The organism is Amycolatopsis sp. NPDC051128, from assembly GCF_040682715.1.
Taxonomy (GTDB): domain Bacteria; phylum Actinomycetota; class Actinomycetes; order Mycobacteriales; family Pseudonocardiaceae; genus Amycolatopsis.
The window spans coordinates 34145-54048 of sequence record NZ_JBFBBN010000063.1; the positions used below are offsets into that span (position 1 = coordinate 34145).

Annotated in this window: 18 protein-coding genes; 12 read left to right on the forward strand and 6 right to left on the reverse strand. The window is 72.0% G+C overall.

The window, feature by feature from the left end:
- Positions 1-4 precede the first annotated feature (4 nt).
- On the reverse strand, positions 5-649 hold the full coding sequence (locus AB0M82_RS40345) for a pyridoxamine 5'-phosphate oxidase family protein (protein ID WP_364734017.1): 645 nt from the start codon (positions 647-649) through the stop codon (positions 5-7).
- 80 nt (positions 650-729) lie between these two features.
- Here AB0M82_RS40345 and AB0M82_RS40350 point away from each other — a divergent pair, with 80 nt between their 5' ends.
- Both AB0M82_RS40350 and AB0M82_RS40355 read left to right on the forward strand, forming a co-directional pair.
- Positions 730-2100, forward strand: a complete 1371-nt coding sequence (locus tag AB0M82_RS40350) for a PLP-dependent aminotransferase family protein (protein ID WP_364734020.1) — start codon at positions 730-732, stop codon at positions 2098-2100.
- A 528-nt stretch (positions 2101-2628) separates the two neighbouring features.
- A complete protein-coding gene (locus tag AB0M82_RS40355; protein WP_364734023.1) occupies positions 2629-3723 on the forward strand; it encodes a D-alanine--D-alanine ligase family protein in 1095 nt (364 codons plus the stop codon).
- Here the strand turns inward: AB0M82_RS40355 and AB0M82_RS40360 are convergent.
- Both AB0M82_RS40360 and AB0M82_RS40365 read right to left on the reverse strand, forming a co-directional pair.
- Entirely contained in the window at positions 3720-4256 is a 537-nt protein-coding gene (locus AB0M82_RS40360) for a DUF3515 domain-containing protein (protein ID WP_364734026.1), read from the reverse strand. The two genes, AB0M82_RS40355 and AB0M82_RS40360, sit on opposite strands and share 4 nt — an antisense overlap.
- A gap of 54 nt (positions 4257-4310) precedes the next feature.
- Complete coding sequence (locus tag AB0M82_RS40365) at positions 4311-4544, reverse strand: Lrp/AsnC ligand binding domain-containing protein (RefSeq protein ID WP_003091994.1); 234 nt, start codon at positions 4542-4544, stop codon at positions 4311-4313.
- Positions 4545-4682: 138 nt separating this feature from the next.
- Here AB0M82_RS40365 and AB0M82_RS40370 point away from each other — a divergent pair, with 138 nt between their 5' ends.
- Both AB0M82_RS40370 and AB0M82_RS40375 read left to right on the forward strand, forming a co-directional pair.
- Complete coding sequence (locus AB0M82_RS40370) at positions 4683-5639, forward strand: thiamine-phosphate kinase (RefSeq protein ID WP_364734029.1); 957 nt, start codon at positions 4683-4685, stop codon at positions 5637-5639.
- A 15-nt stretch (positions 5640-5654) separates the two neighbouring features.
- Positions 5655-6134: a GNAT family N-acetyltransferase gene (locus tag AB0M82_RS40375; protein WP_364734032.1), complete on the forward strand. Its 480-nt coding sequence runs from the start codon at positions 5655-5657 to the stop codon at positions 6132-6134.
- Here the strand turns inward: AB0M82_RS40375 and AB0M82_RS40380 are convergent.
- Positions 6121-7275, reverse strand: coding sequence for a glycoside hydrolase family 27 protein (locus AB0M82_RS40380; protein ID WP_364734035.1), 1155 nt, complete (start codon positions 7273-7275; stop codon positions 6121-6123). The two genes, AB0M82_RS40375 and AB0M82_RS40380, sit on opposite strands and share 14 nt — an antisense overlap.
- Before the next feature lie 92 nt (positions 7276-7367).
- Here AB0M82_RS40380 and AB0M82_RS40385 point away from each other — a divergent pair, with 92 nt between their 5' ends.
- Both AB0M82_RS40385 and AB0M82_RS40390 read left to right on the forward strand, forming a co-directional pair.
- The gene (locus AB0M82_RS40385; protein WP_364734038.1) at positions 7368-7898 is read left to right on the forward strand and encodes a gamma carbonic anhydrase family protein; all 531 of its coding nucleotides are present in this window, start codon (positions 7368-7370) and stop codon (positions 7896-7898) included.
- A 30-nt stretch (positions 7899-7928) separates the two neighbouring features.
- Positions 7929-8606, forward strand: coding sequence for a uracil-DNA glycosylase (locus tag AB0M82_RS40390; protein WP_364734041.1), 678 nt, complete (start codon positions 7929-7931; stop codon positions 8604-8606).
- A gap of 236 nt (positions 8607-8842) precedes the next feature.
- Here AB0M82_RS40390 and rpmB read toward each other — a convergent pair whose 3' ends face one another.
- Positions 8843-9034, reverse strand: coding sequence for a 50S ribosomal protein L28 (gene rpmB, locus AB0M82_RS40395; protein WP_003091970.1), 192 nt, complete (start codon positions 9032-9034; stop codon positions 8843-8845).
- Positions 9035-9167: 133 nt separating this feature from the next.
- On the opposite strand from rpmB, the gene AB0M82_RS40400 reads away from it, so the two are divergent.
- From AB0M82_RS40400 to AB0M82_RS40410, 3 genes are read left to right on the forward strand one after another with little or no spacing between them, the layout of a single operon-like run.
- Positions 9168-10745: a DAK2 domain-containing protein gene (locus AB0M82_RS40400; RefSeq protein ID WP_364734044.1), complete on the forward strand. Its 1578-nt coding sequence runs from the start codon at positions 9168-9170 to the stop codon at positions 10743-10745.
- 3 nt (positions 10746-10748) lie between these two features.
- On the forward strand, positions 10749-12902 hold the full coding sequence (gene recG, locus AB0M82_RS40405) for an ATP-dependent DNA helicase RecG (protein WP_364734047.1): 2154 nt from the start codon (positions 10749-10751) through the stop codon (positions 12900-12902).
- A complete protein-coding gene (locus tag AB0M82_RS40410) occupies positions 12899-13402 on the forward strand; it encodes a GNAT family N-acetyltransferase (protein WP_364734050.1) in 504 nt (167 codons plus the stop codon). Before recG ends, AB0M82_RS40410 begins: the two co-directional genes overlap by 4 nt.
- Here the strand turns inward: AB0M82_RS40410 and AB0M82_RS40415 are convergent.
- Positions 13362-13997: a TetR/AcrR family transcriptional regulator gene (locus AB0M82_RS40415; protein WP_364734053.1), complete on the reverse strand. Its 636-nt coding sequence runs from the start codon at positions 13995-13997 to the stop codon at positions 13362-13364. The two genes, AB0M82_RS40410 and AB0M82_RS40415, sit on opposite strands and share 41 nt — an antisense overlap.
- 30 nt (positions 13998-14027) lie before the next feature.
- Here AB0M82_RS40415 and AB0M82_RS40420 point away from each other — a divergent pair, with 30 nt between their 5' ends.
- From AB0M82_RS40420 to AB0M82_RS40430, 3 genes are all read left to right on the forward strand, one after another.
- On the forward strand, positions 14028-15548 hold the full coding sequence (locus AB0M82_RS40420; protein ID WP_364734056.1) for an erythromycin esterase family protein: 1521 nt from the start codon (positions 14028-14030) through the stop codon (positions 15546-15548).
- 88 nt (positions 15549-15636) lie between these two features.
- Positions 15637-19014: a pyruvate carboxylase gene (locus AB0M82_RS40425; protein ID WP_364734059.1), complete on the forward strand. Its 3378-nt coding sequence runs from the start codon at positions 15637-15639 to the stop codon at positions 19012-19014.
- On the forward strand, positions 19011-19802 hold the full coding sequence (locus tag AB0M82_RS40430) for an arginase family protein (RefSeq protein WP_364734062.1): 792 nt from the start codon (positions 19011-19013) through the stop codon (positions 19800-19802). The genes AB0M82_RS40425 and AB0M82_RS40430 overlap by 4 nt, the downstream gene beginning before the upstream one ends.
- Positions 19803-19904 lie beyond the last annotated feature (102 nt).

Here is a 19904-nt window from a genome sequence, read left to right on the forward strand (position 1 = left end):
TTTCTCACTCACGACCGGTGACGTGCGGCGGGGTCGTCCAGCCGGGGGAGAGGTCGGCCGACGGCTCGGGGGCGCCGAAGACCGTCCGGACCGGCAGCACGCCCGCCCAGGCGGTGTCCGCGCCGACGTCGTCCGGCTCGTCGTCCGGGCCCTCGGCGCGCATCTTCACCGACGCTTCGCCGAGGTCGAGGGAGAGCACGCTCACCGCGGCGAACTCCTTGTCGTTGACCTCGCGCGCGTGCTCCCACGAGCCGGGCGCGAGGTGGTCGGTGAGCACCTTCAGGCCGTGCATCTTCGCTTCGGCGTCCAGGACCGGCTTCGCCTGGCCGAGGATGACGGCGCTGCGGTAGTTCATCGAGTGGTTGTTCACCGACCGTGCGTAGACGATGCCGTCGAGCAGGGTGACCGTGACGCAGACGTCGATCTCTCGCGCCGCCGTGCGGAGGCTGGCCGCACCGGTCGAACCGTGGAGGTAGAGCGTGTCGCCGTCGCGGCCGTAGCCGGTCGGGAGGACCAGGGGCACCCCGTCGCGGACGACGCCGAGGTGGCAGATCAGACCCTCGTCCAGGACTTCGTAGAGCACCGAACGGTCGGTCACGGCGCGGTGCTTCTTGCGGCCGAGCGTGGTGCGAGGCGTGGTGGAGAGCATGCGACCAGCGTCTCCTGGTGCAGTGGACTCGGAAAACGGCCACTTCTCGTACACTTGGGAAGTCCACTTGAGGAGGTCCCGTGTCCCACGCCGACACCGCGCTCCCGGTCAGCCTCGACCGCGAGGCCGTCACGCCCCTGGCCGTCCAGCTCGCCGACGCGCTGCGGGAAGCCGCCGCGTCCGGGCACCTGCGCGGCGGCGACCGGCTCCCGTCGACGCGGGCGCTGGCCGGCCGTCTCGGCGTCAGCCGCACGGTGACGTCGGCGGCTTACGAGCAGCTGCACGCCGAGGGCTGGATCGCCGGGCGGCACGGCTCCGGCACCTACGTGACCACCCCGCCTTCGTTTTCGGCTTCCGAGGCCCCGGCGCCTTCAGTTCCCGCGGTCGAGGTCTCGCCGCCCTCGCTGCTCGACCTCGGTCCCGGCACGCCGTGGGCGGCCGGGCTGGACCGCGCGGCCTGGCGCCGCGCCTGGCGTGCCGCCGCCGACCCGGACCCGCTGATCCGCGCCCACCGCGCCGGGCTGCCGGAGTACCGCGCGGCGGTCTCGGAGCACCTGCTGCGCCACCGCGGCCTCGCCGCCGGCTCGGTGCTGGCCACCGGCGGGACGACGGCCGCGGTGGTCGAACTGGCTGCCGCGGTGCTCGACCGCGGGGACGTCGTCGCCGTCGAAGAGCCCGGGTACCAGCGGGCGGTGCAGGCGTTCCTCCACGCGGGCATGCGCGTCGTGGGCGTGCCGGTGGACGACGAAGGGCTGCGGCCGGACGCGATCCCCGCCGGCGCGCGGGCGGTGTACTGCTCGCCGGCGCACCAGTACCCGATGGGCAGCAGGCTGAGCGCGGCGCGGCGGGTTTCGCTGGTGGAGCTGGCGCGCGCTTCCTCCATGCTGGTCATCGAGGACGACTACGACGGTGAGCTGCGCTTCGACGTCGCGCCGTTGCCGATGCTGGCCTCGCTGGCACCGGACGTCGTGGCGCACCTGGGGACGACTTCGAAGATCCTCACGCCGACGCTCGGCGCGGGGTGGATGGTGGCGCCGGAGGCGATCACGTCGGCGGTGCTGGCGTACCGCGACCTGACCGGCACCCGGCCGTCGCCGGCGGGGCAGCGGGTGCTGTACGAGTTCGCCCGCAACGGGGATCTGGGCCGGCACCTGCGCAAGCTCCGCCGTGAGATGGCCGAACGGCGGACGTTGCTGGCGGAAGCGCTGGCTTCGGCGGGCATCCCGGTCCGCGGCGACGACGCGGGCGCGCACCTGGTGGTGCCGTTCCCGTCGGCCGAGGTGGAGGTCTCGGTGATCGCGGCGGCGGAGCGGCGGGGCATCCGGCTGGACGGGCTGGCGCGGCACTTCGCCGGGACGCCGACGGCGCACGGCGTCGCGATCGGGTACGCGGGATGTTCGCGGGAGGCGTTGGTGGCGGCTTTGCCGACGTTGGTCGCGCTGCTGCGCTGAGGGTGGGTTTCGAGCGCCCCAATGTGGCGTTGGGTGCGTTGGGTGCACCGAATGTGGCGTTGGGTGCGTTGGATGCACCGAATGTGGCGTTGGGTGCGCTGGATGCAACCAACGCCACATTGGGGCGCTTGGGCGGGGTATGCGGGAGGCGTTGGTGGGGCGCTGATGCCGAGGTTGGTCGCGCTGCTCCGTTGAGGCTTGGGCCGGGGGATACGCGGGAGGTGTTGGGTGGCGGCGCTGGCTTTTCGGCCGCGCTGAGGAGGGTTGTCCACAGCCCAGCCGTGATGTGGACAACGAGGCCCCGCCGCAGGCTTGTCCCGGCTTTTCGTCAGGCAGGCTCGATACGCTGAAGACGGGGTGGTCCCCCAAGGGAGGGTGGGCCTTGCGTTGCGGCCCTTCGCCGGCCCAGCGGTGCCTCGACGTACCAGACGTGCCAGGGCCGTCACGGTTGCGTTCGTCGCCGCGGACCTGGCGTTCGCCGCACGGGGCTCGGCTGTTCGGCGAGGTCACCGGGTACGGTGGCTCACCATGAGCGAGAAGATCCGGGTGGCGGTCGTGTTCGGCGGGCGTAGCAGCGAGCACACCATCTCGTGCCTGTCCGCGGGCAGCGTCCTGGGCAACCTCGACCCGGAGCGGTTCGAGGCGGTCCCGGTCGGGATCACCCGCGGAGGCCGCTGGGTGCTCGGTTCCGGCGACTCCGCCCAGCTCGCCATCCGCGGCCGCGAACTCCCGTCGGTCGAGGACGGCAAGGGGCTCGTCCTCGCCGGTGATCCCTCCAGCCAGGGGCTCGTGGCCGTCGAACCCGGCCGGGAAAGCGAAACGCTGTCCCGCGTCGACGTCGTCTTCCCGGTGCTGCACGGCGCCTTCGGTGAGGACGGCACCATCCAGGGGCTCCTCGAGCTCGCCGGCATCCCGTACGTCGGGCCCGGCGTCCTGGCCAGCGCGGCCGCCATGGACAAGGAGACCGCGAAGAAACTCCTTGCCGCCGAAGGGCTTCCGGTCGGCACCTACGCCGCGCTCCGCCGTGGGCAGTCCACTTTGGATGCCGAAGACCGCGAAAAGCTGGGCCTGCCGGTGTTCGTCAAGCCGTCGCGCGCCGGGTCGTCCGTCGGCATCACGCGCGTCGCCGGGTGGGACGAGCTGGACGCCGCCATCGAACTCGCCCGCGAGACCGATCCCAAGGTCCTCGTGGAGGCCGCCGTCGTCGGCCGCGAAGTCGAGTGCGGTGTCCTCGAATTCCCGGACGGCCGGGTCGAAGCGTCGCTGCCGGCCGAGATTCGCGTGCTGTCCGAGGACGAAGACGCCTGGTACGACTTCGAAACCAAGTACCTCGGCGACGACGCCGAGCTGGACATCCCGGCCAAGCTCGACGACGCGCTCACCGAAAAGCTCCGCGCCATGGCGGTGAAGGCCTTCCAGGCGCTGGACTGCCAGGGCCTGGCCCGCGTGGACTTCTTCGTGGGCGCGGACGGGGAGCTGACGATCAACGAGGTCAACACGATGCCCGGGTTCACCACGAAGTCGGCCTACCCGAAGATGTGGGAGGTCACCGGCATGGACTACGCGACGCTGCTGACCACGCTCATCGAGACGGCGGTCGCGCGGGGCACCGGCCTGCGTTAAGAGAACCGCAGCGGTCGCGGCGGCAGCTTCGCCGCGACCGTGTCCGAGATCTGCTGCAGCGGTCCCGTCCCGGCGCTGTCCGGCACCGTCAGCGCGGCGTAGACCTCGCGGTCCACCACGAACCACGTCGACGCGCCCTCGCCAGGGACCTGCAGCCACTGCACCTTGTTCACCAGCCGCAGCGCCGCCGTCGGTGTCAGCTCCGGGGGACGGTCCAGGCCGCACCGCAGCACCAGCGGATCTTCCGCACCCCACGCGACCGTCGCCGGCGGGGCCGGAGCGGCCAGCTCGCGCACCTTCAGGGAAACACCGTTGGACGTCAGTTCGGTCGGCACCGCGCCCATCAGCGTCGTGCAGGCCGGGGCGGAAGCGGCCGGGGCCGGCACCGAGACCAGCGGGAGCGGGCCCGCCGCCGGAGTTTCGGAACCCTTCGTCCACGCGATCACGGCGACGGCGACCGCCAGGGCGACGGCGAGCGCGGCCGCGGTGACGAGCACCACCTTGGGCGGCGCACCGGTGTCGGATTCAGGCACCCGACCACTACACCACAGTGACATCGCCGGGGGGACGACCCCCGGACCTCGAGGTCAGAGATGCACGACCGGGCAGGTCAGCGTCCGCGTGATGCCCTCCACGTTCTGCACCTTCGCGACCACCAGCTGGCCGAGCTGGTCGACGTTGTCGGCGGCCGCGCGGACGATGACGTCGTACGGTCCGGTGACATCCTCCGAGCTGGTCACACCAGGGATGCTGGAGATCTCGGCAGCCACCGCGGCCGCCTTGCCGACCTCGGTCTGGATGAGGATGTATGCGTGGACCACGGCGCGCCCTTTCGTCGGGATCGATCGGCTCAAGGTAGGAACGTCATCAGCAACGTATCGCCAGCTCACGGAAAAACATAGGGCATCCGACTATCGGTGATCGATCTTTGGCCCGGTAGAGAAAGCATGAGGTGACCGGTGTCACCGAACGACGGAACGGTCGCCGAGACCGGCGAGTTCGCGCTCATCCGCGCCGTCACCGAAGGACGGCGCCAGCCGCCGGGCACGCTGCTCGGCCCCGGCGACGACGCCGCCGTCGTCGCCGCTCCCGACGGCCGCGTCGTCGCGAGCACCGACGTGCTCGTGCAGGGCGTGCACTTCCGGCTCGACTGGTCCACGCCCGAACAGGTGGGACGCAAGGCCGTCGCGGTCAACCTGGCCGACATCGCCGCCATGGGCGCCAGCCCGACGTCGGTGCTCGTCGGCCTCGCGTGCCCGCCGGACACCCCGCGCGCCGTCGTCACCGGGCTGGCCGACGGCATGTGGGCCGAGGCCGAACGCGCCGGTGTCGGCGTCTCCGGCGGCGACATGGTGCGCGCCGACCAGCTGGTGATCAGCGTCACCGCGCTCGGCGACCTCGGCGACCGCGAACCGGTGACGCGCTCCGGCGCCCGGCCCGGCGACGTCGTCGCGGTCTGCGGGCGGCTCGGCTGGGCCGCCGCCGGCCTGGCCGTGCTCGGCCGCGGCTTCCGGTCACCGGTCGGCGTCGTCAACGCGCAACGCTGCCCGGAACCGCCCTACGAAGCCGGCCCGCGCGCCGCGCTGGCCGGGGCCACGGCGATGATCGACGTCTCCGACGGGCTGCTGGCCGACCTCGCCCACATCGGCGAAGCCTCCGGCGTCGGCATCGACGTCCGCACCGCCGACCTCGACATCCCCGCCCGGCTCACCGAGGTCGGCGCCGCGCTCGGCGCGGACCCCCTCGACTGGGTCCTCACCGGCGGCGAGGACCACGCGCTGGTGGCCACCTTCCCGCCGTTCGACGAACCCCCCGAGGGCTGGCGCACGATCGGCGTCGTCACGATGGCCGATTCCGGGATCACCGTGGACGGCAAGCCTTTTACCCGAGAAGGCGGATGGACGCACTGGCGCTGATCTAGGGTCGAGGGGGTGAGAATCGTTCCGGTCCCCTACGACCACCCCGACGCAGTCAAGCTCATCGCCGAGGTGCAGCAGGTATATGTCGAGCGCTACGGCGGCGAGGACGCCACCCCGATGAGCCCGGCGGACTTCGATCCGCCGCAGGGTGTGTTCCTCGTCGGTTACCAGGGCGAGGAAGCCGTCGCCTGCGGGGCGTGGCGCGCCCACGATGGCCCCGAGCCCGAATTCCAGCCGGGCGACGCCGAATTCAAGCGGATGTACGTCGCCGATTCCGCGCGCGGCCGTGGGTTCGCGCGGTTGATCCTGTCCGAGCTGGAGCGCACGGCGGCGTTGTGCGGCCGCAAGCGCGCCGTCCTGGAGACCGGGACGAAACAGCCGGAGGCGATCGCGCTCTACACGTCGTCGGGCTACACCGAGATCCCGAAGTTCGGCGTCTATCGAAACGAGCCGGAAAGCCGCTGCTTCGGCAAGGACCTCACCGAGGGGTGAGCTTCAGCAGGGCCGCGGAATGGGGCCGCAGGGATGCCGAAACCGCGGTCCCGGCATCTTGATGGGCCCACAGGTCCCGGACGTTCCACGCGCCGGGGATCGACGCGGAGACGGTCGCGGTGGTGCTGCCGGTGTTGAGCAGCACCACCGCGAAACCGCCGTCCGACAAGGGTTTTCCCCACACCTGGTAGCCGGGCCCGGCGTCGAGCCGCCGCCCTTGGCCGCCCGCGAAGTCCTGGTCGACGGCGATCGCTTCGGCGTTGGAGAGCGTCGCGAGGTCGGTGCCGCTCAGCTTCGCCGGGTCGGTGCCGGCGAACAGCGGCGCGTTCAGCACGGCCCAGACGCTGAAGTGCGCGCGGGCCTCGTCCGCGGTGAGCGTGCCGTTGCCGACCTGCAGCATGTCCGGGTCGTTCCAGCCGCCCGGGGCGCCGCTGTGGGTGGCGACCGCGGCCTGCTGGTCGATCGTCGCCAGCACGGAGTCCCAGGTCGCGACGAGGTCGTTGGTGGTCCGCCAGAGGTTCGCCACCGGCCGGGCCCAGGTCCACGGGCTGGAGACGCCGTACTCGGAAATCGCGTAGACGATCGGGCGGGGCAGCGCGGCGAGCTCGTCGCGCATCTTCTCGAACGCCGCCTTCCGGTCGAGGCCGTCGACGGTGTCGGCGTCGCACCAGTCGTACTTGAGGTAGTCGACGCCCCATCGGTCGAACGTCTCGGCGTCCTGGCGTTCGTGGCCGAGCGAGCCGATGCCGGACGCCGGGTAGGCGTCGTTCGCCATCGCGCAGGTCCGGCTGCCGGGCACGGCGTAGATGCCGAACAGCAGGCCGCGGGAGTGCACGTAGTCGGCGAGGTCGGCGATGCCGTGCGGGAAGCGGGTGGGATCGGCCTGGAGCGAGCCGTCCGCCGCGCGCGCCGGCGCCTGCCAGCAGTCGTCGACGACGACGTAGCGGTATCCGGCGTCGCGCAGTCCGGTGTCGGCGAGCGCGTCGGCGGCGTGCTCGACCACCTGCTCGGTCAGGTCGTGGCAGCGGACCTGGTTCCAGCTGTTCCAGCCCATCGGCGGGGTCTCGGCGAGGCCGTTCGCCAGTGCGGGCGAGGCGACGGGCAGGCTGAGCAGCCAGGTCAGCACGACGAGGAGGAGCACGAGCGCGGTGCTTCTCGGACGGGTCTGCGGCTTGGCGGTGATGCCGTGATCCAATCGCAGCGCACGTGAAACCGCGGTCACCCGGAGGCGGCATGCCGATCTACGCACTCGGTTCCCTCGAGCCGACGATCCACCCCGACGCCTACGTCCACCCCGACGCGACGGTGATCGGCGACGTCCGGATCGGCGCGTTCGCGTCGGTGTGGCCGCAGACGGTGCTGCGCGGTGACCACGGCCACATCGAGATCGGCGAGCGCTCCAACATCCAGGACGGCTGCGTGGTGCACTGCACCGAGCGGCACCCGACGATCCTCGGGCCGTCGTCGGCGGTCGGCCACGCGGTGCACATCGAGGGCGCGACGATCGGCACCGGCTGCCTGATCGCGTCGGGCTCGGTGGTGCTGAACGGCTCGGTGATCGAGGACGGCGGCATGGTCGGCGCGGGTGCGGTGCTGTCGTACGGCTCGCGCGTGAAGTCCGGGGAGATCGCGCTGGGCGTGCCGGGAAAGACGCGGGAGAACACGTCCTTCAGCGCGGCGAACATCGCGATGGTGGTGGAGTCCTACGTCGAGCGGGCGCGCCGGTTCCGGACCGAACTGCGGCGGCTCGACCCGCGCGGGTGACGTCGGCCACGGCCGGTAGGCTTGCGCGCCGTGAGTGGACGACCGCTGCGGGACATCGTCGAGGCAGGCTGGGCGAAGGCCCTCGAACCGGTGGCGCCGCAGGTCGCCGCGATGGGGGAGTTCCTCCGGGCGGAGATCGCCGCGGGGCGGACGTACCTGCCGGCGGGTGAGCACGTGCTGCGGGCGTTCAAGCAGCCGTTCCACGACGTGCGGGTGCTGATCGTCGGCCAGGACCCGTACCCGACGCCCGGGCACGCGGTCGGCCTGAGTTTCTCGGTGGCGCCGGACGTCCGGCCGATCCCGAAGAGCCTGGTCAACATCTACAAGGAGTACACCGAGGACCTCGGTCACCCGCTGCCGTCGAACGGCGATCTGACGCCGTGGGCCGAGCAGGGCGTGCTGCTGCTCAACAGGGCGCTCACCGTGCAGCCGGGGAAGTCGAACTCGCACCAGGGCAAGGGCTGGGAAGACGTCACCGAGCAGGCGATCAAGGCGCTCGCGGCGCGGCCGGAGCCGATGGTGGCGATTCTTTGGGGCCGCAACGCCCGCAACCTGCGGCCGATGCTGGGCGACGTCCCGTGCATCGAGTCCGCGCACCCGAGCCCGCTTTCGGCGCACAACGGCTTCTTCGGGTCACGTCCGTTCAGCCGGGCCAACCAGCTGCTCGTCGAGCAGGGCGCCCAGCCGGTCGACTGGAAACTTCCCTGAGATTCGTTTCCGGTCCGGCGTGACGGCTCCGACCAGGGGGAAACCCGCGTGACTGAGCCCGTAACTCGCGTGCTTGAGGACGTAACTCGCGTGACTGAGGCCGTAACTCGCGAGTTACGGCTCCAATCACGCGAGTTACGGCTCTGATCACGCGAGATCCGGCTTCCGGCACGCTGCCGGGCGCAAAAAAAATGGCGGGTGCTCTCGCGAGCACCCGCCACTCAAAACTTCTCGCCTCAGCCGCGAACGACCTTGCCCGCCTTGATGCACGAGGTGCACACGTTCAAGCGCTTGCGCTGGGACACACCCACCTTGGCGTGGACGGTCTGGATGTTCGGGTTCCACCGGCGGTTGGTACGGCGGTGGGAGTGCGAGACCGACTTGCCGAAGCCGGGTCCCTTGCCACAGACGTCGCACACGGCAGCCACGTCGAACTCCTTTGGATCTGGGTCATAGAGATGAGCCCAGATTCACTGGGCAACTCGACCATAGTAACGACTGCGTTCCCGGCCCCCGGCATCGGGTCGATACGCTGCCCGGGACCGGGTAGGAGGTTACGGAGTGCGGGTGCTGGACGCGGCTGCGGTGTCGGCCTGGGCGGCGGGCTGCGTGCACAGTCTCGCGAGCCTGCGCCCGGCGATCGACGAGATCAACGTCTACCCCGTCGCCGACTCCGACACCGGCTCCAACATGCTCTTCACCATGACCGGCGCGGCCGGGGAACTGGCCGCCACCGAGCCGGAAACCGCCGCCGAGGCGCTGAAGATCCTCGCGCGGGGCGCCGTCGCGTCGGCCAAGGGCAACTCCGGCGTGATCCTTTCCCAGGTGGTGCGCGGGCTGGCCGACCGGGCCGAAGGCGAGCTCGACGGTCCCTGGCTGGCGAAGGCGCTGGGGCACGCCGACGAGGTCGCCACCGGCGCCGTGAGCCGGCCGGTCGCCGGGACCATCCTGACCGTGCTGCACGCCGTCGCGACGGCTGTGCGCGGTGACACCCGTCCGCTCGGCGAGGTCGCCGAGACCGCCGCGAAAGAGGCCGCGTACGCCCTCGAGAAGACGCCCGAGCAGCTCCCCGCGCTCGCCAGGGCCGGAGTCGTCGACGCGGGCGCGCGCGGCCTCGTCGCGGTGCTCGACGCGCTGGTCGGCGTGCTCACCGGCACCGCGTTCCAGCCGGAGCACCCCCTCGAAGTCCACGCGGTCCCGGTGGCGCAGGCCTACGCCTGGGAGGTCATGTACCTCCTGGACGGCGTCGACGAGGCGAGCCTGCCGACCCTGCGCAAGGAGCTGAGCGGCCTCGGCGACAGCGTCACGGTGGCCGGCGACGGCTCGGGCAGCCACGCCGTGCACGTCCACTGCGCCGACATCGGCGCCGCCATCGAGGCCGGGCTCACGCTGGGCCGCCCGCGCCGGATCCGCGTCGAGCCGCTGCTCACGCCGACCCCGATCGAAATCGGCGGCGGGCTCGACCGCACGGTCGTCGCCGTGGTGCACGGCGGCGCGCTCGCCGAGCTGCTGCGCGCCGAGAGCATCCCGGTGCTGGCCGTGCCCGAGGGTGAGACGCCGAGCGTCGAGGACATGATCGGCCTGCTCAACGAGGCCGCCGGGCGGCACGTCACGGTGCTGCCGAGCAGCGTCGACCTCACCGCGGCGGCCGACACCGCGGCCGGGCACGCGATGGCGGCCGACCGGGACGTCGTGGTCATCCCGTGCGTGTCGCCGGTGCAGGTGCTGGCCGCCCTCGCGGTGCACGACGCCGGGCGCCGCACCAACGACGACGTCGTCGCGATGGCCGAAGCGGCCGCCGCGACCAGGCGTGGCGAACTGCGGATCGCGCAGGAGGAGTCGCTAACCTGGGTGGGCCGGGCCCAGTCCGGCGACGTGGTCGGCCTGGTCGACGACGAGGTGGTGCTGATCGAGCCCGCGCCCGCGTCCGGGACGAACCTGGTCGCGGCCGCGATGAAGGTGCTGAACCGGATGCTGGCGCTCGGCGGGGAGCTGGTGACGGTGCTGAGCGGAGCCGCCGCCCCGCCCGGGATCGCCGAGGAGCTCGCGGAGCAGCTGCGGGTCGAGCACCCGGAGGTGGAGCTGGCCGGCTACGCCAGTGGCCAGGCGGACGCCGTGCTGCTGATGGGAGTCGAATAGCGAATGGCCGGGTTGCGCGACAAGCTGCCGCTGCTGCTGGGCGCCAAGACGGCGAAGGCGCTCGCCACGGCGTTGGACATCGAGACGGTCAGCGACCTGCTGCGCCACTACCCGCGCCGCTACGCCGAGCGCGGTGAGCTCACCGACATCGCCGGTCTCGAGCTCGGCGAGCACGCCACGGTGATGGCGCGCATCGAGAAGGTGAGCAAGCGCCGGATGAAGTCCCGCAACGGGACCATCCTGGACATGGTGATCACCGACGGGAAGCGCCGGCTCACCTGCGCCTTCTTCAATCAGGCTTGGCGGGAGAAGGAACTCGTCCCCGGCAAGACCGGCCTGTTCGCCGGCAAGGTGTCCGCTTTCCGCGACACCCTGCAGCTGACCAACCCCGAGTACGAGCTCCTCGACGCCGAAAACGCGGACGAGGCGATGGACGACTTCCTCGCCGCGATCATCCCGGTGTACCCGGCGGCGCAGGGCATGCCGTCGTGGTCGATCGGCAAGTGCGTGCGCCAGGTGCTCGACGTCCTCGAGGTCGACGAGGACCCGATGCCGGCGGAGCTGCTGCGCCTCTACAAGCTCCCGGACCTCGACAACGCGCTGCGCGGCATCCACCGCCCGGAGAACTGGGCGCACCTGGAAGCCTCGCGCAAGCGGCTCAAGTGGGACGAAGCCATGGCCGTCCAGCTGATCTTCGCGCAGCGGCGGCATTCCGCGATCTCGCGCCCGGCGAAGCCGAACCCGCACGTCAGCGGCGGCATCCTCGACGCCTTCGACAAGCGGTTGCCCTTCGACCTGACCGCGGGCCAGCGGGGGATCGGCGACGAGATCGCCGCGGACCTGGCCTCGGAGCACCCGATGAACCGGCTGCTGCAGGGCGAGGTCGGCTCCGGCAAGACGGTCGTCGCGCTGCGGGCGATGCTGCAGGTCGTCGACAACGGGCGGCAGGCGGCGATGCTGGCGCCGACCGAGGTCCTCGCGGCGCAGCACGCGCGGTCGCTGCGGGAGATGCTCGGCGATCTCGGCCAGGCGGGCGAGCTGGGCGCCGCGGAGAACGCCACCCGCGTCACGCTGCTCACCGGGTCGATGGGCGCGAAGGAGCGCAAGAAGGCGCTGCTGGAGATCGTCAGCGGGGAAGCGGGCATCGTCGTCGGCACGCACGCGCTGATCCAGGACCACGTCGCGTTCGCCGACCTCGGCCTCGCGGTGGTCGACGAGCAGCACCGGTTCGGCGTCGAGCAGCGGGACGCGCTGCGCACCCGCGGGGCCGGGGACACCAGCCCGCACGTGCTGGTGATGACCGCGACGCCGATCCCGCGGACCGTAGCGATGACCGTGTACGGCGACCTCGAGGTGTCCGCGCTGCGCGAGATGCCGGTCGGGCGGTCGCCGATCAAGACCACCGTGGTGCCGGTCGCGGAGAAGCCGGCCTGGTTCGAGCGCATCTGGCAGCGGGTCCGGGAAGAGGTCGGCAAGGGGCACCAGGCCTACGTCGTGTGCCCGCGGATCGGCGACGAGCCGCCGTCGGACAAGAGCGACAAGCGGCCGCCGCTCGCGGTCCTGGAGGTCGCGCCCGAGCTGGAGCACGGCCCGCTCCAGGGGCTCCGCATCGGCGTGCTGCACGGCCGGATGCCCCCGGACGACAAGGACTCGGTGATGCGGGCCTTCTCCGCGGGGAAGCTCGACGTCCTCGTGGCCACCACGGTGATCGAGGTCGGCGTCAACGTGCCGAACGCGACCGCGATGGTGATCATGGACGCCGACCGGTTCGGCGTCAGCCAGCTGCACCAGCTGCGCGGCCGCGTCGGCCGGGGCAGCGTGCCGGGGCTGTGCCTGCTGGTCACCGAAACCCTGGACGGCACGGCGACGCGCGAGCGGCTGGCAGCGGTCGAGTCGACCACCGACGGCTTCGAGCTGTCCCGCCTCGACCTCGAACTGCGCCGGGAGGGCGACATCCTCGGCGCCGCCCAGTCCGGCAAGCGGTCCACGCTCAAGCTGCTGTCGCTGCTGCGGGACGAGGAAGTGATCGCCGAGTCCCGGGCCCGCGCGCAGGAGATCGTCGAGAAGGATCCGGACCTGACGAAGTACCGCGGTCTGGCGCAGCTGGTCGCCGACGTCGTCGACGTCGAGCGCGCGGAGTACCTGGAGAAAAGTTGACGGCGATCCGAGCGGCCACGGTCGCCGACGCGCCCGCGATCGGCGAGGTCCACGTGGCGTCGTGGCAGGCGGCCTACAGGGGCCTGCTGCCGGACGCGTTCCTCGCCGGGCTTTCGGTCGAGCCGCGGGCGGCGTCGTGGGCCCGGCGCATCGGCGACCCCGCCATCCCCGGCCAGGTGCTGGTCGTCGAGGACGCCGGCGGCATCGCCGGGTTCGCGGCGTATGGACCTGGGCAGGACGAGGGTCAGCTGTACGCGCTGTACCTGCTGCCGGACCGGTGGGGGCGTGGGCTCGGCCGGCTGCTCCACGACCAGGTCGTGCTCGATCTGGCCGCCGCGGGCCATCGCCGCGCCGTCCTGTGGGTGCTCGCGACCAACGAGCGGGCGAAGGCGTTCTACGGCCGGCAGGGCTGGGTCGACGACGCCGCCACCCAGACCGAGACGATCGACGACGGCCGGGTCACGCTGGAGGAGATGCGGTTCCGCCGGTCCCTGCCGTGAACACGCCCGCTTTCGCGGCTGCCGCGGCCGCCGCCGCGGCGACACCGGCGTCCTTGGGCGTCACGCCTTCCCGGGAAACGAACAGGCGGTAGAAGACCGGCCCGCACGCGACCCGCACGACCTCGACCGGGTCGGTGCCCGGCGGGACCTCGCCGCGTGCGACGGCCCGCTCGACGATCGCCGCCGACCGGGCGTGGCGGTCGACGTAGAACTCGCGCAGGGCCTCCGCGGCCCGCGCGGAGAGGAACGCGGCCGAGATCGACGCCGTCGGCAGTTCGCGCTCGCCCGGCGAGGTGAAGTAGTGCACCAGCTCCAGGTTGACCTCGCGGAGGTCGCCTTCCAGCGACCCGGTGTCCGGGGCTTCCCACTCCCGCTCGGTTCCCATCAGCAAGGCGGCCGCGACCAGGCCTTCGGCTGACTCCCAGCGGCGGTAGAGCGTCGTCTTGTGCACGCCGGAGCGTTCGGCGACCGCCTCGACGGTCAGCTCCGCGTACCCGCGCTCGCCGAGCAGCTCGAGGGTGGCGTTCAGCGCGGCGAGGCGGGTCCGCTCGGTGCGCCCGCCCGGTCGCCGGGTCCCGGAAATCTCGGTTGCCAACTGCTACTCCTGTTGCGTTAGTGTGCCAGTATGTCAGACGCCATTTCCGTCACCGAGATCGCCGACCTGATCGGCGACGCCGAAGTCGTCGCGATCGGCGAGAACAACCACCACATCCGCGAATTCGGCGCGCTGCGCGACCGCCTCCTGCGCCACCTCGTCGCCGAACGCGGGTTCACGGTGCTCGGGTTCGAAGGGGGCTTCCCGGAGGGGCACCTGGTCGACGCCTGGCTCCGCGGCGGACCCGGCGACGTCGCCGACATCGCGCGCGACGGCTTCACCTTCGGTCTCGGCGACTCGGCCGAGGTGCACGAGATGCTGACCTGGCTGCGCGGCCGCGGCGTCCGGTTCGCCGGTGTCGACGTGCCGGGTTCGGCGGGGTCGCCGGTGCCTTCGCTGGCGGCGGTCCGGGAGTACGTCTCGCGCGTCGACCCGGCCAATGTGTCTCTTGTGGACGCGGCGGTGCGGGCGTGCGAGCCGTACGCGTCGGTCAGCAGCGCGGTCGCTCCCGGCCGGTACCAGGAGATGAGCCCGGAAGCGCGGGACGCGGCGACGGCGGCGTTGACCGTTCTCAAAGGACACGTGGACGCGCTCGCGCCGGTGTACGGCGAAGTCGCCGCGCACCACGCGGAGGGCGCGCTGCGGGTCGACCTGTACCTGCGGGAGCTGGCCGCGGTGATGGCCGGCCGCGCGCCCGAGCCGCAGAGTTCTTCGCGGGACACCTACATGGCGGCCACCGTGCGGCTGCTGCGGCGGCTCCACCCGGGCGAGAAGATCGTCTTGATGCTCCACAACGGACACCTCCAGCGCGTGCCGTTCTCGCCGATGCCCGGCATGACGGCGCCGTCGGCGGGTACCCACCTGGCCGCGGAGCTGGGGGGACAAGTACTTCGCGCTCGCGCTGACCGCCGTCTCGGGGACGACGACCGGGCTGGTGCCCGACGCGGCCGCGCCGCTCGGCTTCCGGATGTTCGAGCAGGCCCTCGAGGAACCCGCGGAAGGCAGCGTCGAGGCGGTGCTGGCCGGGGACGCGCCGTGCCTGGTCGCGCGTCCGGGGGCGTCGGGCATCCGGCACGCGCACATGACGCCGCGGGTCGACGTGGCGGCCGCCTTCGACGCCGTCGTCTGCCTGAAAGGGCAGGAAACGATTTTCCAGGCCGTCGCCGGATAGGTCTGCCCGTTCGGCTGCTTGCCGTGCCGGGCCGGTGGGCGTTTCCTACCGGTATGGCCGGGCGGAGGCGGGCGCTGATCGTCGCCGATGGCGAGTACGACAACGCGGGACTCCAGCGGCTGGGCTCGCCCGCGGCGGACGCCGACGCCCTCGCCGGGGTGCTGTCCGACCGCGCGTCCGGCTCCGGCGGAATCAGCCGATCGAGCGTCGGTCCTGAGTCGTCACCCGGGCGCCGCCGGGGTACCACGACGATCATGAAGTTGCTTCTCGCGGCCGGGGTGGCGGCGCTCTACCTGGCCCAGCACCCCGGAGCATCCCCTGCTCAGGTGGACGAAGCCCTGGTGCGGGCCGCGGACGGCGACCCCCTTCCCCGCGCATGATGTCCATCACCTGGTACTGAACTCCCGCAGAGCGGGAAGAACCGGGTAACGTGCGTTGACTTACCGATCCAACTGGGAAGGACCGGGCATGTTCCGCAAGGTGCTGGTGGCCAACCGCGGGGAGATCGCGATCCGAGCGTTCCGCGCCGGCTACGAACTGGGTGCGGGCACGGTCGCCGTGTTCCCGCACGAAGACCGCAACTCGCTGCACCGGCTGAAGGCCGACGAGGCGTACGAGATCGGCGAACCCGGTCACCCCGTGCGCGCCTACCTCTCGGTCGACGAGATCGTCGCCGCGGCGAAGAAGGCCGGGGCCGACGCCGTCTACCCCGGCTACGGGTTCCTCTCCGAGAACCCCGACCTCGCGCGCGCGTGCGAAGAAGCGGGCATCACCTTCGTCGGGCCGAGCGCCGACATCCTCGAACTCACCGGGAACAAGGCCCGCGCGGTCAAGGCCGCGCGCGAGGCCGGCGTGCCGGTGCTCGGGTCGTCCGAGCCGTCCAGCGACGTCGACGCGCTGGTCGCGGCCGCCGGGGACCTGGGCTTCCCGGTGTTCGTCAAGGCCGTCGCCGGCGGTGGCGGGCGCGGGATGCGCCGCGTCGAGGACCCCGCCGTGCTGCGCGAGTCCATCGAGGCCGCCGCGCGCGAGGCCGAGTCCGCCTTCGGCGACCCGACCGTCTTCCTCGAGAAGGCCGTCGTCGAGCCGCGGCACATCGAGGTGCAGATCCTCGCCGACGCCGCGGGCAACGTCATCCACCTCTACGAGCGCGACTGCTCGGTGCAGCGGCGCCACCAGAAGGTCGTCGAGCTCGCCCCGGCGCCGAACCTCGACCCGGAGCTGCGGGACCGGATCTGCGCCGACGCGGTGAAGTTCGCCCGGCAGATCGGCTACCGCAACGCCGGCACCGTCGAGTTCCTGCTCGACAAGCAGGGCAACCACGTCTTCATCGAGATGAACCCGCGCATCCAGGTCGAGCACACGGTCACCGAAGAGGTCACCGACGTCGACCTCGTGCAGTCGCAGCTGCGGATCGCCTCCGGCGAGACCCTCGACGACCTCGGCCTGTCGCAGGACAAGATCTACCTCCGCGGCGCCGCGCTGCAGTGCCGCATCACCACCGAGGACCCGGCCAACGGCTTCCGCCCGGACACCGGGATGATCTCCGCCTACCGCTCGCCGGGCGGCTCGGGCATCCGGCTCGACGGCGGCACCGCCTTCTCCGGCACCGAGATCAGCGCCCACTTCGACTCGCTGCTGGTGAAGCTCACCTGCCGCGGCCGGGACTTCAAGACCGCCGTCGGCCGCGCGCGCCGCGCCGTCGCCGAGTTCCGGATCCGCGGGGTCGCGACGAACATCCCGTTCCTGCAGGCCGTGCTCGACGACCCGGACTTCCGCGCCGGCCGCGTCACGACGTCGTTCATCGAGGAACGCCCGCACCTGCTCACCGCGCGCACCTCGGCCGACCGTGGCACGAAGCTGCTGACCTACCTGGCCGACCAGACGGTCAACAAGCCGCACGGCGAGCGCCCGAAGACCCCCGACGCCACGCTCAAGCTGCCGAAGCTGCCGAAGGACGCCCAGCCGGCGCCGGGCTCGAAGCAGAAGCTCGTCGAACTGGGCCCGGCCGGGTTCGCGCGCTGGCTGCGCGAGTCGCCGCACATCGGCGTCACGGACACGACGTTCCGCGACGCGCACCAGTCGCTGCTCGCCACGCGCGTCCGGTCGAGGGACCTCCTGGCCGCGGCGCCGGTCGTCGCGAACACCCTGCCGCAGCTGCTGTCCCTGGAGTGCTGGGGCGGCGCGACCTACGACGTCGCGCTGCGGTTCCTCGCCGAGGACCCGTGGGAGCGGCTCGCCGCGCTGCGCGAGGCCGTGCCGAACCTCTGCCTCCAGATGCTCCTGCGCGGGCGCAACACCGTCGGGTACACGCCGTACCCGACCGAGGTGACGAACGCCTTCGTCCAGGAAGCGACGAAGACCGGCATCGACATCTTCCGGATCTTCGACGCGCTCAACGACGTCGAGCAGATGCGCCCGGCGATCGAGGCCGTGCGCGAGACCGGTTCCGCGGTCGCCGAGGTGGCGCTCTGCTACACCTCGGACCTCTCGGACCCGGGCGAGAAGCTCTACACGCTCGACTACTACCTCAAGCTGGCCGAGCAGATCGTCGGCGCCGGGGCGCACGTGCTGGCGATCAAGGACATGGCCGGGCTGCTGCGCGCGCCCGCGGCGACGAAGCTGGTCACCGCGCTGCGCAAGGAGTTCGACCTGCCGGTGCACATCCACACCCACGACACCGCGGGCGGCCAGCTGGCCACCTACCTCGCGGCGATCAACGCGGGCGCGGACGCCGTCGACGGCGCGGTGTCGTCGATGGCGGGCACGACGTCGCAGCCGTCGTTGTCGTCGATCGTGGCGGCCACCGACCACTCCGCCCGCACCACCGGGCTGAGCCTGGACGCGATCGGCGACCTGGAGCCGTACTGGGAGAGCGTGCGCAAGATCTACGCGCCGTTCGAGGCCGGGCTCGCGTCGCCGACCGGGCGCGTGTACCACCACGAGATCCCCGGCGGCCAGCTGTCGAACCTGCGCACCCAGGCCATCGCACTGGGCCTGGGCGACCGGTTCGAGGACATCGAGGCGATGTACGCGGCGGCCGACAAGATCCTCGGCCACCTGGTGAAGGTGACGCCGTCGTCCAAGGTCGTCGGCGACCTCGCACTGCACCTGGTCGGCGCGGGCGTCTCCCCGGCGGACTTCGAGGCGGAGCCGAACAAGTTCGACATCCCCGACTCGGTGATCGGCTTCCTGCGCGGCGAGCTCGGCGACCCGCCGGGCGGCTGGCCGGAGCCGTTCCGCACCAAGGCCCTCGAGGGCCGGGCCGCCGCGAAGCCCGTCGCCGAGCTGTCCGAAGAGGACCGGTCCGCGCTCGCCACGGAACCGCGCCGGACGCTCAACCGGCTGCTGTTCCCAGGGCCGACGAAGGAGTTCGAGGCGCACCGCGAGGCCTACGGCGACACGTCGGTGCTGCCCAGCAAGGACTTCTTCTACGGGCTGCGGCCGGGGGAGGAGTACCAGGTCGACCTCGAGCCGGGCGTGCGGCTGCTCATCGAGCTGGAGGCGATCGGCGAGGCCGACGAGCGCGGCATGCGCACGGTGATGTCGACGCTGAACGGCCAGCTGCGGCCGATCCAGATCCGCGACCGCTCGATCGCGTCGGACATCCCGGCGACCGAGAAGGCGGAGAAGGGCAACCCGAAGCAGATCGCGGCGCCGTTCGCGGGCGTGGTCACGCTGCAGGTCGCCGAGGGGGCCACGGTCGAGGCGGGCGCCACGGTCGCGACCATCGAGGCCATGAAGATGGAGGCGTCGATCACCGCGTCCACCGGCGGCAAGGTGGGCAGGCTGGCGATCACCTCCGTCCAGCAGGTCGAGGGCGGTGACCTCCTGCTGGTGCTGGAATGACGCTGATCAACGCGGTCCCGCAGCGCCAGGGCGCGGTGGGGCCGCGCGCGGCGGAGCTGCCGGAGGGCTGCCTGGCGCTCGCGGAGCTGGCCGGGCACGTGCTCGGCCGGCCGGTGCACCACGTCCGGCAGACTCGCGAAGTGTCCGAAGTGGACGACGGAATCGCGTCGCGGGCCGTGCTCACCGGGCCGAACCGCGCGGCGCAGCTGGCCGCGCTGGAGGCGCCCGGCGGGCCGGTGCTGACGATCGGCGGCGACTGCGGTGTCGAGCTGGTCCCGATCGGCGTGGCCCGGTTCCGGTACGGCCCCGGGCTGGGCGTCGCGTGGTTCGACGCCCACCCGGACCTGAACACCGCTTCGACGTCACCCTCGGGCGCGTTCCACGGCATGGTGCTGCGCTCGCTGTTCGGCGAGGGTGATCCGGAGTTCGCGGCGGCTCCGGCGTTGGAGCCGGGCCGGGTGTTGCTGGCCGGGACGCGCGTGTTCGACCCGGAGGAGCAGGCGGCGGTTTCGCGGGGGCTGGCGGTCACGTCGGTCGAGGCCTTGGCGGGTGTGGAGAAGCTGTACGTGCACGTGGACCTCGACGTGCTGGATCCCGCGGAGTTCGCGGGGCTCAACTACCCGGAGCCGGGCGGCTGGACGATCCCGCGGCTGGTCGCGGAGCTGGACGCGCTCAGCGCGTTCGAGGTGGTGGGCGCGGGGATCACGGAGTGTGTGGGGACCCCACCCGAAGTCGAGGTCCTGGAGCCGATCCTGGCCGCGATCGGCCGCCTCCTCGACCCCTCTTAAGCCGCTGCGCGGCTCGGTGCGCTGGGCACCGTGGTGCCCTTCGCGCTCAAGGCGCTCGTCGCCGGCGTGGTGCTCGGGACACTGCTGGCGGTGCTCATGGAC

What these genes read in the sequence shown, in the direction of transcription:
- AB0M82_RS40345 (WP_364734017.1), bottom strand. Translation starts at nt 649, where the DNA reads ATGCTCTCCACCACGCCTCGCACCACGCTCGGCCGCAAGAAGCACCGC.
- AB0M82_RS40355 (WP_364734023.1), top strand. Translation starts at nt 2,629, where the DNA reads ATGAGCGAGAAGATCCGGGTGGCGGTCGTGTTCGGCGGGCGTAGCAGC.
- AB0M82_RS40385 (WP_364734038.1), top strand. Translation starts at nt 7,368, where the DNA reads ATGCCGATCTACGCACTCGGTTCCCTCGAGCCGACGATCCACCCCGAC.
- recG (WP_364734047.1), top strand. Translation starts at nt 10,749, where the DNA reads ATGGCCGGGTTGCGCGACAAGCTGCCGCTGCTGCTGGGCGCCAAGACG.
- AB0M82_RS40420 (WP_364734056.1), top strand. Translation starts at nt 14,028, where the DNA reads ATGTCAGACGCCATTTCCGTCACCGAGATCGCCGACCTGATCGGCGAC.
- AB0M82_RS40425 (WP_364734059.1), top strand. Translation starts at nt 15,637, where the DNA reads ATGTTCCGCAAGGTGCTGGTGGCCAACCGCGGGGAGATCGCGATCCGA.
- AB0M82_RS40430 (WP_364734062.1), top strand. Translation starts at nt 19,011, where the DNA reads ATGACGCTGATCAACGCGGTCCCGCAGCGCCAGGGCGCGGTGGGGCCG.